This is a genomic window from Malaciobacter pacificus, from assembly GCF_004214795.1.
In the GTDB taxonomy this organism is placed as follows: domain Bacteria; phylum Campylobacterota; class Campylobacteria; order Campylobacterales; family Arcobacteraceae; genus Malaciobacter_A; species Malaciobacter_A pacificus.
In genome coordinates, this window is record NZ_CP035928.1 from 2,439,451 (window position 1) to 2,451,916 (window position 12,466).

15 protein-coding genes are annotated in these 12,466 nt (G+C 27.6%); 1 reads left to right on the forward strand and 14 read right to left on the reverse strand.

Annotation, left to right across the window (positions count from 1 at the left end; all coding sequences use genetic code 11):
- Positions 1–13: 13 nt before the first annotated feature.
- The 9 genes from APAC_RS12120 to APAC_RS12160 are packed head-to-tail and all read right to left on the reverse strand — an operon-like array spanning position 14 to position 7,103.
- Positions 14–388 carry a S24 family peptidase gene (locus APAC_RS12120; protein ID WP_130234354.1) on the reverse strand — a complete coding sequence of 125 codons (375 nt, stop codon included), beginning with the start codon at positions 386–388 and terminating at the stop codon, positions 14–16.
- Complete coding sequence (locus tag APAC_RS12125; RefSeq protein WP_130234355.1) at positions 388–996, reverse strand: hypothetical protein; 609 nt, start codon at positions 994–996, stop codon at positions 388–390. The genes APAC_RS12120 and APAC_RS12125 overlap by 1 nt, the downstream gene beginning before the upstream one ends.
- Entirely contained in the window at positions 990–2,003 is a 1,014-nt protein-coding gene (locus tag APAC_RS12130) for an aminotransferase class I/II-fold pyridoxal phosphate-dependent enzyme (protein ID WP_130234356.1), read from the reverse strand. Before APAC_RS12130 ends, APAC_RS12125 begins: the two co-directional genes overlap by 7 nt.
- Positions 2,000–2,746 (reverse strand): adenosylcobinamide-GDP ribazoletransferase, encoded by a 747-nt coding sequence (locus APAC_RS12135; RefSeq protein WP_130234357.1) that lies wholly within the window; start codon positions 2,744–2,746, stop codon positions 2,000–2,002. Before APAC_RS12135 ends, APAC_RS12130 begins: the two co-directional genes overlap by 4 nt.
- Positions 2,743–3,237: a bifunctional adenosylcobinamide kinase/adenosylcobinamide-phosphate guanylyltransferase gene (locus APAC_RS12140; RefSeq protein WP_130234358.1), complete on the reverse strand. Its 495-nt coding sequence runs from the start codon at positions 3,235–3,237 to the stop codon at positions 2,743–2,745. The genes APAC_RS12135 and APAC_RS12140 overlap by 4 nt, the downstream gene beginning before the upstream one ends.
- Positions 3,237–3,836, reverse strand: a complete 600-nt coding sequence (locus APAC_RS12145) for a MarC family protein (protein ID WP_130234359.1) — start codon at positions 3,834–3,836, stop codon at positions 3,237–3,239. Before APAC_RS12145 ends, APAC_RS12140 begins: the two co-directional genes overlap by 1 nt.
- Before the next feature lie 5 nt (positions 3,837–3,841).
- Positions 3,842–4,906 (reverse strand): nicotinate mononucleotide-dependent phosphoribosyltransferase CobT, encoded by a 1,065-nt coding sequence (cobT, locus tag APAC_RS12150; protein WP_130234360.1) that lies wholly within the window; start codon positions 4,904–4,906, stop codon positions 3,842–3,844.
- Between the two features lie 52 nt (positions 4,907–4,958).
- Complete coding sequence (gene dsbD, locus APAC_RS12155) at positions 4,959–6,728, reverse strand: protein-disulfide reductase DsbD (RefSeq protein ID WP_130234361.1); 1,770 nt, start codon at positions 6,726–6,728, stop codon at positions 4,959–4,961.
- Between the two features lie 15 nt (positions 6,729–6,743).
- Positions 6,744–7,103 (reverse strand): thioredoxin domain-containing protein, encoded by a 360-nt coding sequence (locus APAC_RS12160; RefSeq protein ID WP_130234362.1) that lies wholly within the window; start codon positions 7,101–7,103, stop codon positions 6,744–6,746.
- 139 nt (positions 7,104–7,242) lie between these two features.
- Between APAC_RS12160 and APAC_RS12165 the strand changes: the two genes are divergently transcribed.
- On the forward strand, positions 7,243–7,599 hold the full coding sequence (locus APAC_RS12165; RefSeq protein ID WP_130234363.1) for a rhodanese-like domain-containing protein: 357 nt from the start codon (positions 7,243–7,245) through the stop codon (positions 7,597–7,599).
- Here APAC_RS12165 and APAC_RS12170 read toward each other — a convergent pair whose 3' ends face one another.
- The 5 genes from APAC_RS12170 to APAC_RS12190 form a co-directional block, all read right to left on the reverse strand.
- Positions 7,600–8,649: a succinylglutamate desuccinylase/aspartoacylase family protein gene (locus tag APAC_RS12170; protein WP_228255921.1), complete on the reverse strand. Its 1,050-nt coding sequence runs from the start codon at positions 8,647–8,649 to the stop codon at positions 7,600–7,602. It abuts the gene before it with no gap.
- A 1-nt stretch (position 8,650) separates the two neighbouring features.
- The gene (gene rimK / locus APAC_RS12175; protein ID WP_130234364.1) at positions 8,651–9,586 is read right to left on the reverse strand and encodes a 30S ribosomal protein S6--L-glutamate ligase; all 936 of its coding nucleotides are present in this window, start codon (positions 9,584–9,586) and stop codon (positions 8,651–8,653) included.
- Positions 9,587–9,588: 2 nt separating this feature from the next.
- Positions 9,589–10,014 (reverse strand): ATP-dependent zinc protease family protein, encoded by a 426-nt coding sequence (locus APAC_RS12180; protein WP_130234365.1) that lies wholly within the window; start codon positions 10,012–10,014, stop codon positions 9,589–9,591.
- A 105-nt stretch (positions 10,015–10,119) separates the two neighbouring features.
- Positions 10,120–10,347, reverse strand: coding sequence for a hypothetical protein (locus APAC_RS12185; RefSeq protein ID WP_130234366.1), 228 nt, complete (start codon positions 10,345–10,347; stop codon positions 10,120–10,122).
- Positions 10,348–10,408: 61 nt separating this feature from the next.
- Positions 10,409–12,466: a sensor domain-containing phosphodiesterase gene (locus tag APAC_RS12190; protein WP_130234367.1), complete on the reverse strand. Its 2,058-nt coding sequence runs from the start codon at positions 12,464–12,466 to the stop codon at positions 10,409–10,411.

Here is a 12,466-nt window from a genome sequence, read left to right on the forward strand (position 1 = left end):
TAATAAACTTCCTTTAAAAGTTTGTAAAAGTTAACAACACTTTTGCAATAATTCTTACATCATCTTTTTTATAGACTAAATGAGAATAGTCTTTATTTATAGAGACAAAATGCTCTTTACCATCAATTATTTTTGATTTTTTAATCCACATTCTATTTTCATAATAAACTAAAAAAATACTTTCATCTATAAACTTATTTTGTTTTAAATCTGCAACTACCAATGATTCATCATTTATCACAGGCTCCATAGATTTACCTTCAACTTTTGATACAAATAAAGATTCTAAACTGTATGGTTCTTTTAATAAATACTTAGAAAACTCTAACTTTTTATCTACTACATTTTCATTTATAATTTCACTATAATCTAAACTAATTAATGACATTATCTATACTCCAAGTTTTCTATAATAAGTTTTTTATTTTTAAATGGATCAATTATAGCTTCTATCTCATCAAGTCTATACTTCAATTTAAATCCAATCAAAGAGCCTTTAGCAGTACTTTCTAAAATATAATAAGGTTTATGATTTACCCATAGAGCTTTTTTATTAGGTATTTGTTTATTCATATTTATAATTACAAATATATGTTTAGGAACTAAAACAAAATACACATCATCATAAGCTTTTACTTTTAGCATGGATATAAGAAGATTTGATTTATCATCACAATCACCAAAGTTTTGTTCAACAACTTGCTTTGAACTTCTGGCAATTGATTCATTGATTTTATAAGGAATCTCAGTTACAAAATCCAACATAGATTGAACTTCACAATAACTATTCCCTTTACAATCTTTTGTCAAATAATTTGCTAATCTCAAAGTATATTCATCAGTTCTAACTTGATTTACATAAGTTGAGTCACCAATATCTATAAACTGATTTTTAACTATAAAAAAAGAGCTTACTATTATATAAACTACATAAACAATAAATAAAAAAGAGATACCAAAAGAGATATATTTTAAATATTTATTATCTACTAACATATCTGCTTAAGTGCCTCTTTTAAAGCTTTATTTGCAAGGGAACTTTTAACTGCAATTCGAACAAAACTATCATCTAAAAAATCAAAATTTGAACAATCTCTAATCATAATTTTATAGGGTTTTAATCTCTTTTGAAACTCTTTAGCATTGATATTTTTTAATTTTGCTAAAATAAAATTTGCACTACTTTGATAAATATGCTCTATTAAGTTAGACTCTTTTAATATATTTTCTAATTCCAATCTATTTTTCACATTTATAGCTTTTGATATAGTTTTAAAACCCTTATCTTCTAATGCTTTTTGTAAATAAATTGAATCAAACTGAGATAGCTTCCATAGAGGTTCAAATCTTTTTAACTTCTCTATATTTTGTTCATTTGAAACAATAGTTCCTACTCGAATACCTGCACTTGAATAAAACTTAGTCATCGATTTTAAAATATATAATTTATCATACTCTTTTATATATTTTATAGCTGATTCTCCTTCACAGAAATCTAAAAAACTCTCATCAATTAGAACTGTACAATTTTGTTTTATCCAATATTTCATTAGCTCATCAATATTATAATAAGTACCATCAGGAGTAGAAGGGTTCACAAAAACTACTAAACTATCTTCCTTTAAGGGTAAAAATATATTTTCAAATCTATTTATAGTTCTTAAATTGTATGCAAAGTTTACACAAGCTTTTTTATACTCTAAATAAGCAGGAGAATATATAGTACAATGACTTAAATCTAAATGCCTAAATAGAGTAAAAATTGCACTACTTCCACCATTAAATAACTCTATTTGACTAGAAGTAACTTCATAGTTTTTTGCAATTTTTTCATATAATTTATCATAAGTTGGATAAGAAGAGATATCTAGTTCATTAAAATCTATATCAATTTTTGGTTTAATAAAATTAATATTTGAAGAGAGATCTATTACCTCACTTATTTTACAATTTAATTCCTGTGCAAATTTTTCAATTTGACCACCATGTTCAAAAGTTTTCATACTACTAACACCAATGCAAAATTTAATAAAATCAATTCAACATGCTCTAAAGTAAAACCTAGGCAGTCACCATTTACAAAACCAAACTGTTTATTTAAAGTTCTTAAAATTATAAAAAAACTAAGAAGCGAAACAAAAAGTAAAATAAGAGAATTTGGAACAACAAAGAATGCAATTAAAATATAAACTAGACTATAAAGTTTTACTTTAAATACTCCAGCATCTGCAAAAGCTAAAGATAAAAAACTATCTTTACTAAATTTAAAATATCCCAATAAATATATAAAATTAAGTCTTGAAAAAATACATATTATAAAAAACAACATATACTGTTTTTCATATAAAAGATATGTAATTGCACCAACTTTTAATAAAACAAAACTAAAAGCATATAATGCTCCAATAGCACCTATTGTAGGTTCTTTCATGATTTTATAAGGATCTTTTCCTCCATGGGATGCAAACCAAGCATCTACCACATCACAAACAGCTTCTAAATGTAAAAACCCATATAAAGCCAAATACACAACTGCACAAACAAATGAAGCATATAAAGGATTAAATAATTCTACTAATCCTAAGTTAAGAAGTATTACAACAGATGCTAAAATCACTCCAACTAAAGGAAGTAAAGCTAAAGTATATTTATATGTTTCATTATTTATTTCCATGTTTTTTACAAAAACAGGAATAATTGAAAAATATGAGAGTGCAAAATAAAAAGCATTTAAAATTTTATTCATTTTAATCTTTTCTCCAAACCATATTTTGCTTCATAAACCTCATCACATAAGCTTACTAATTCTTGTCCAATTAAGCCAGAAAAATCTACGAATCTTCTTGACTCGCTATCAAAAGGAATTACTCCACAAGAGACATCATTTAATACAAAAACTATATTTGCTTCTTTATTGCAAACTGTTTTAAGTTGTTCCTTTAAATCTTCTTCTTTTTCTTGTAAATTATTAAAAAGCCACATAGAAACACAATCTACAATATATGTCTCACCTTTTTTTATAACTTTTGTTAAATCTTTTGGTTCTTCAATAGAGTCAAATTCATTTTCTCTATCGTTTATATGTTTATCAATTCTATTTTGCATTGATTTATCACCAAATGAGTTATCATAAGTAGCCACATAAATTGGTTTTTTATTAGAAGACAACTCTAAAGCTTTTTTACTAGCAAGTGAACTTTTTCCGCTTTTTTGTCCACCAAAATACAATATATTCATTATAATCCTAAGAAGTTTTTAATTCCTGTAAAAACTATTTGAGCTGAAAGTGCAGCTAAAAATAAACCTGTAATTTTAGATATTACAAGAAGTCCTTGTTTGCCTACAACTTTTTCTATAAAAGTTGAACTATAAAGCATCAAACCAATTACTAAAACAGCGCTTATAAGAGCTAAACTTCCTGTAAACATAGAAGATGTATTTTCAAAAGTAGCTCCCATTACAAGTAAAATACCTATTGTTCCAGGACCTATTGTAATAGGAATTGCTAAAGGAACTACTGCTAAATCATTTAAATCATCAGGATGAGCTTTTGTTCCCTCTTTACTTCCTTTGATTAAATCAACAGCAGATAAAAACAGCAATGCCCCTGCTCCTATTCTAAATGCATCTAAAGTAATACCAAATATTTCAAAAATATGCTTTCCAAAAAAAACTAAAATTAAACTCACAATAATTACAGAAATAGTAACCTTTATAGCTAAAGCTTTTTTCTCTTTTATAGTTGCTTCATTAGTTACTGTTAAAAAAACTGACAACACAAAAAAAGGTGTCATAATAAAAAACATTTTTAAAAATATTGATACAAACTCTTCCATTTAGTTTATCCTAAAAGAGTTTCTATTTTAGTAGTAATATCTTGTTTTGATAGACCATTAAGTGTAGCATAACACAATGCTCCACCACAGCCAACACCCTCTTTTGCTTCACCTTCATCATAAAGTTTTAAAGCTCCATGAGAAGATAAAGAAAAGTCAAAATCACTTGCATATGCATTTATTTTAAAATCTAATTGTTCTAATAAAGCTTTAATATTTGAATTTTTATCTTTATTAACCCAACTTGTTGTACATAAAGCTATATTTGTAGAATCAATTTCTCCTTCCATACTTTGAAGAATTGAATTCACCACTAAAAGTACAGCTGCCATTTGGGTACCACCAGCTAATATAATTTTACTATTTTTTGCTCTACTTCCCAAGATAAATCCGGCATTAAATAAAATCATATTATCTGAGACTACCCCTAGTTTTGTGAAAATATCACTATTTGGATTTATAAAATTTAGTGCCCTTGAAATTACCTGAGATTTTATATCATTAGGATTATTCTTAAATGAACTAGAAAAATAACCTTCACATTCATATCCCAATACTTTAGCAACAGCATTTGCTGTTGTTGTACCACTTGGTACACTTTCAGCTAAAATTATATAATCATCATTTGTTACATAATATGAACCAAATTCTACACCTTTTTGAAATACTTCCATTGCATTAATATTAGCGCCTGTTTCTATATTTTCACTAGGTTCTAAATCAAAATTATGAACTTTAAAAAAATCAAGTTTAGGTTTTATTTGTAAACCTAAATCTAATATTTCAATATTTGAATAAGGATGTAATTCATGAATAGCTCTTGTAATAAGAGCAGGAGTTGGTACACCTTTTGGTGTTTGAGCAATATCATCTAAGCTTCGCACCTCTTTTGTACATAAGAACTCAGAGTCAAGTGTAGGTGTAAGATATAATTTTCCAGGGATTCCAGCTTGAGATATGTTAGGAACTTCACAAGTTTTTGTTACACTACAAGAGAGTAAAAAAGTTGCTTTTTTACCTCTTAAATATTCTAAAAAATCTACACTTCCTAAAATAGTTTCATAATTCACGAATAATGCCTTTATTTTTTAGGAAGTATAACTAAAAGGGAATAAATCCCTTTTAAAAGTTTTTATTTAATATTTCTAAAAATTGTTCAGGATTTTTATACCCTACAATTTTTGCAGATTTTATTTCATTATTATTTGTATCAAAGAATACTAAAGCAGGAGGACCTACTATTCCATATTTTGCTTGCAATGCTTTATCATCATCATTATTATCAGTTACATCAGCTTTTAAAAGTGTGAATTTTTCAAGCTCTTTCATTACTCTTTCATCTTTAAAAGTAATATTATCTAACTCTTTACAAGAAACACACCATGTTGCCCAAAAGTCTAACATCACAGGTTTTGAAGATTTTTTCACGGCATCTTCTAATTGAGCAAGATTTTTGACTTTAATGAACTCTAATTTTTTAGAATCAGCTATTTTACCTGAAGTAAATTTTTCTAATGGATTTAAAGGATTAGTTGCGCCACTAATCGCTCCAACTAATAAAACTGCTCCTAAAATCAATGACACAATAGAGATGATTTTCACTAAAATATGCTCATATACTTTTAAATAAACAGCAAACCCTATAAATAATAAAGCCCATAAAGTCATTGTAATTGATGGATTTAAAACTCTATCAAGTAACCAAATAGCAACAGCAAGCATAACTATTCCAAAGATTTTTGTTACATTCTCCATCCATCCACCTGGTTTTGGCATAAATTTACCAGCCCCAAGTCCTATTAGAAGTAATGGAACACCCATTCCTAAACTCATTACAAATAGTGCTAATCCACCTAAAACTGCATCACCAGTTTGTCCAATATAAACAAGTGCTCCTGCAAGTGGTGGAGCAACACAAGGACCAACAATAAGAGCTGATAAGAATCCCATAATTGCTATTCCAAAAATTCCTTGGTTCTCTTTACCATCAGTTGTTTTATTTATTTTTGCTTGAATACTTTGAGGTAATTCTATTTGGTAGTATCCAAACATTGAAAATGCTAAGGCCACAAAAATTGCTGCAAATACAGATAACACCCATGGGTTTTGTAAAGCAGCTTGTAAGTTCGCACCAAATAAACCAGCTATTACTCCTGCTATTGTATATGCTAAACTCATTGCTAAAACATAAACAAGTGATAAGAAAAATCCTTTTGAAGCACTCATTTTCTCATTTGAACCAGCTTTTACAATAATTGAAGATAAAATTGGAATCATAGGGAAAACACATGGTGTTAAAGCAAGTAATAATCCAAATCCAAAAAATGTAGCTAACACTAAAACAATTGAGCCATCTTTTAGAGTATTTGCTATTGTATCTGTTTCATTTAACTCTATTTTTGATTCTTTAGTTTCTACTTTAGTAGCTTGAGCTTTAGATTCAATCTTTTTATCATCTGCTTTTAATTCAGTAGTATTTCCATCTAAATTTATTGTTGTAGTTTTACTCATTGGAGCGTAGCAAAGTCCTGCTTTTGAACATCCTTGGAACTTAACTTCTAATTCATACTCTTTTGAGTCAATTTTAGATTTCAATAAAGAGTGTGGAATAGTTATATTTAAATTATCAAATTGTACAATCCACTCTTCATAAGGAATTGGTTCAGGGATATTAACTTCTTCTGTTATATCTATCTTTTCAGGTTTTGTGATTAAAACTTTTATCTTATCATCATATAAATAAATATCATTTCCTAAAACTAATGAAAATACAACACCATTAGCATTTTTCTCAAATTTTGTTTGAAATGCTTCATCTGGTTCTAAAAAAGAGTTAAGTTGTAAGCCAAAGGCATAAATTGCTGTTAATAAAATTAAAACTATTTTCTTCATAAATTCACCCACTAATTAAAAGTTTTCTTTTGATTTTTGAAGTAATCTTTTTGGACTTATTACTCCAACTGAAGAACTAACTAATTCTCCATCTTTAAAAAATAAAAGTGTTGGTAAACTCTTTACACCATACTTAAATGCTATATCAGCTTGTTTATCAAAATCAACTTTGTATATCTCTACATTATCAGGTTTTATAATATCAAACTCTTCTAAATTTTTTGCAACAATTTTACAAGGGGGACACCAATCTGCGTAAATATCAACTATTACATTTTTCCCTTTTATTTTTGAATCGAAATTTTCTACAGTAAGTTTCTCAAATGCAAAACTATATACATACGTCATCAGTAGTAAAATTAACACTTTTTTCATAAGGCCCCTTATATTTTTTTGTTATTATAATCTATATTTGTAAAGAGTTTGTTTATACACTATTATAATTAGTAATTTTATTTAATATATAAGAATTTATTATATATTTAGATGATAAAATCTCTTCAAAGGATTTATAATGAACCAATTAGCAGATTTAAAACCAGTTATTGTAGAAAAAATGATTGATGATAATATTGTAATGATTGATATAAGAAGAGAAGATGAATTTAGAAGAACAGGTGTAATTAAAAATGCACATCTACTAACTTTTTTTGATGAATATGGGCAATATGATATCGATAAATGGATGAGTGAATTTGAAAAACTTGTTACTTCAAAAGACCAAACTTTTGTTCTTATTTGTGCCCATGCAAATAGGACAAGAAATGTAGGAAACTTTTTAATTGAGCAAGGATATAAACATACTGCTCACTTATTGGGTGGAATGGCTTTATGGCAACAAGAATTAAGAGAGACAATTGAGTATAAATAACTACTCAATAACCTCTTCATTGTTTAACTCTACAAACTCACTTTGTTCAATTGCATCTTCACTAAAATACTCTATTTTATTTTCGGCAACTTCTAAATCTTTTAATTTAGCAATATGAAAAACGGCATCACCCTCTTGAACTAATGGAATTTGAGACTTTCCAATAATTACACCATCAAAAGTTGCTTTTATCTCTAAACTATCATCATCAAGAGGTTCATCAATATATGCAATTATTTCACCTTGAGTTACAGTATCACCTAAGGCTTTAACCGTTCTTAACATCCCGCTTCCATTTGCTCTAATCCAGTTACTATTTCTTGAGACAATTGGAGTTTTATATGCTCTTTTTTTAGTCATTTTTGGAAGCATATCAAACTCTCTTAGAACATTTACTATTCCTTTTACACCTATTCTAATTGATTTTTCATCAAATCTTAAAGCTTCCCCTGCTTCATATAATAATACAGGAGTATCATTCTCAAGTGCACTAGCTCTTAATGAACCATCTCTTAAATCAGAGTGTAATACGATTGGCGCTTCAAAGGCTTTTGCTAAAGCAAATGCTCTTTCATCTTTAATATTAGTTCTAACCTGAGGCAAGTTTGACCTATGAATAGCACCTGTGTGCAAATCTATTCCTAAATCACATTTAACTAAAACTTCATCAAAAAAGATTTTAGCAATTCTACTAGCTAATGAACCTTTTGTACTTCCTGGAAAACTTCTATTTAAGTCTCTTCTATCTGGTAGATATCTAGATAAGGTCATAATTCCATATACATTTACAATAGGAACTAAAACTATTGTACCTTTTAGTCGATTTAAAATATTTAATTTTCTTAAGCGTCTAATGATTTCAATACCATTTAATTCATCCCCATGAATTGCAGCACTAATAAATACCATTGGACCATCTTTTTTACCTCTTATTACTCTAATAGGTAATTTTGTAGGAGTACTATATAGTTTTGGAAGCTCAAGGTTTATGGTAACTTTTTGACCTTTTTGAACTTCAACTCCTCCAAAAACATATTTGTTATCTATCAACTTAGGCTCCAATATTATCTTTTCTTATTCTTCTTTTTCTTTTTGGTTCTTCTTCATGCGGGTGAGTTACATTTTGCTCAATATAATCCATTATTTTTGATGCAATATCAATTCCTGTTGATTTTTCAATACCTTCTAATCCTGGACTTGAGTTAACTTCCATTACAAGAGGCCCTCTACTTGAAGGAATCATATCAACTCCACAAACACCTAGTCCCATAGCTTTAGCTGCTGCTAATGCTGTTGATTTTTCTTTTCTAGTTAATTTATAAGCAGTTGCACTTCCACCTTGGTGAAGGTTTGACCTAAAATCACCCTCTGCACCTTGTCTTTTCATAGCTCCAACAACTTCTCCATTTACAACGAATGCTCTAATATCAGCACCACCTGCTTCTTCAATATATTCTTGAACTAATAAGTTTACATCCATACCATAAAATGCATCTAAAACTGATTTAGCTGCTTTTTCACTATCAACTAAAACAACTCCAACGCCTTGTGTTCCTTCTAAGATTTTAAGAACTAAAGGAGCTCCACCACTTAATTCAATAACATCTTTTGCACTAGATTTATTTGAAGCAAATACAGTCTTAGGCATATCTACACCTTGTTTTGAAAGAATTTGTAAACTTCTTAATTTATCTCTACTTCTTTTTATTGCTAAACTTCCAGTAACAGTAAATACATCCATCATTTCAAAGTGTCTCACCATTGCTGTTCCATAGAATGTTCTGCTTGCGCCAATTCTTGGAATAATTGCATCAGGAGTTGGTAATTCTTCACCTCGGTAATTGATTTTTAACTCATTTTTCATAATTTCAATACTACATTTTAAATAATCAATTACTCTAATTTCCCAACCTCTTTGCTTACCTGCTTCAACTAATCTACTTGTAGAATATAAACTTGCATTTCTTGATAATATATAAACTCTCATAATTACTTCTCTTCTTTTGATAAATACTCTTTTGATACATCAACTAAAAATCTTCTTGATAAAAACTTTCTTCCTATTAACATTGGAAACTTCATATCTGACCTATCAGTTAATGATATGATAGAGTCATACTCTTTCCCAAAAAACTTTACTTTTACTTTTATTGAGGCTCTTTCTTGAATCAAACCATTTGAACTCTTTACTCTTTTTATTTCATGTAATGGTAGTTTCATTTTTTTACCATGATATGAAGGGTGAACTTCATCTAATAAAACAAAATGTACAAAATTATCATCATCAATATAAATATCATCACAATGTAATGCATTTGAGTCTGCGCCAGTATCCACTTTAGCATCTAAGTCAAATAACTCTAGATCCAGAATAGATATAATTTCTTTCCGTCCAACAATAGTCTTTTTAGACATTTTAAATCCTTAAAAATAAAAATTATATCACAAAAATTGAAGATAAGAAAAAAAATTGTAGTAAAAGTTAGAAAGCTGAAGCTTAAAAATAAGCTTCAGTAAAAATTAGTCTTTTTTAGCGTCACTTGCTTTTTGAAGTATTTCAATTACTTCATCTAAATTCTCATATGGAATATGAGATTTCCATTGAATATCTTGCCCATTTAAAGAAATTCCAATACTTACAATATCTGGAGTATCTTTTCCATAAGGCTCAGTTACATTTGAAATTGAAATTTTCCCTTTTTTTGTACCAGCTAATGGTAATGTACCTAATTCAGTAATTGTTGACATTTTATATCCTTATTTTTTAACTTATTTAATTTTACAAAAATAAACTTTTGTTTAATTAAAATTATTCAAGATTTGGACTAGGTTCTCCTAAATAAAAACCTTGGAATTCATCTACTCCTAATTCCATTACAGTATTAAATACCTCTTCATTATGAATAAATTCTGCAACTACTCTAATATTTAAAGCTTTTGTAAAATCAATAATTGACTTCACCATTTCATAAGAGTTTTTATCTTCATTAATATTTTTAATCAAAGAACCATCAATTTTTATATAATCAGGTCTAATTTTTAATATGTGTGCAAAGTTTGAATAACCTGTTCCAAAATCATCAATAGCGATTTTAATTCCTTGGCTTCTATATGTTTTTATAAACTCTTCAAGAATTCTATAATCTGTTATATAATCACTTTCTAAAATTTCAAAAACTATTCTCTCTTTTGCATCACTATCTACTTTATCTAAGTGCTTATTTAAAGACTCATTAAAATCAGAATCCATTATATCTTTAAAACTAAGATTTAAAGTAATCATCTTTTCTGTTTTTTGTAAATCTGCAAAAGCTTTAGAAATGACAACATTTGACAAAGATAAGTATTGTTTTGTTTTAATTGCTACATCAAAAAAGAAATAAGGTGAGAGATAAACAGTTTGTCCATTTTCATCAATATCCTCTATTCTCATCAAAGTTTCATATTTAACAATCTCTTTTTGTCTATTAAGAATTGGTTGGTAAAAAGGCAGAACCTTATCATTTTGTAAGGCAAGCTTTATTTTTTCTCTCCAATACATAGACTTTTTAATAATCTCTTTTGTATCTATTTCATTATTATATACAAAATAAGGCATATTATTTTTCTTGGCTTTTTTAAGTGCAATCCCTGCTGTTTTTAAAGGCTCATCTTGTGCAATAGATATTCCTAATGTAATATTAATACTAATTTCTAAATCTAAATCTTTTAATAAAACGGGGTTATTTTTAAATAGTTTTGATAAATCTTCAATAAACTCATTATATCTTGAGAAGCCCATCATTTTCTTATCAACTAAAGCAAAAACATTCCCATAAATTCTATGTACTGCAACGCTGTGTTTATTCGCAAATTCACTTAACATTTTTGCTGTTTCAATTAAAACTAAATTTCCAGTTGAGAACCCATATAACTCATTAATATCATCAAATGCATCAATATCAATTAATGCAATTGATACAAAATCATTCTCTTTAATTTCATCTTTTAATGCTGTTCTATTTTTAAGATTAGTTAATTGGTCATAATAAAGTTTATTTTCAATCTCTTTTGTTTTACTTTCAACTTGTTCATCAATATTATGCTTATTAGCTTCAACTTGGTCTAATAAAGAGTTAAATTGACTAGCTAAAAATCCTATCTCATCTTTTGACTTAATACTTGAGTCAATGTTATTAATACTTGTAGGATTTACTTTTTGAACATTTTGGAACATTCTATTTAAAGGAACTATTACTTTTATTCCAATAAACAATGCAATTACTGATAAAATACCAAACAGAAGCATTGAAATATTTAAAATTAAACCATTAGTTCCATCAACAAAACTTTTAAAATCCTCTTTATATATCGATGAAACAATATACCAATCTAGCTTTTTATTATATTCCACCCATGAAATTTTTTTATAACTGTAGTTATATGGGTCATAAACTTTATTCCAATTATATTCAAATGCTTGTCTTGATGCATGTGCATTTTTAATTTCATCAATTAAAAGTTTATTATTTGTACTTGGTAAGATTAATTTTGATAAATCTTGAGATTCAAACTCTCCACTTGGGTCAATTATAACTTGACCTTGAGAATTAAAAACATAAATAAAACCACTTTTTCCAAGAGTAACACTAGAAAGAAGAATTCTCATATTATCTGTAAATTTTTCTAAATAGTCCTCTTTTAGAGTTCTAGATTTATTATTTATTATTGTAACTAGTTTATTATATTGTGATCTTGCATTTTGAACCTCTGTTTCACTTAAATAACTATTCACTTTTGGTGATAGATAAAATACAACAAAAAGAAGGTAAGCTAATAGTCCAAGGATAAACATCCAGGCTATTTTTATAAATATCTTATTATTCAT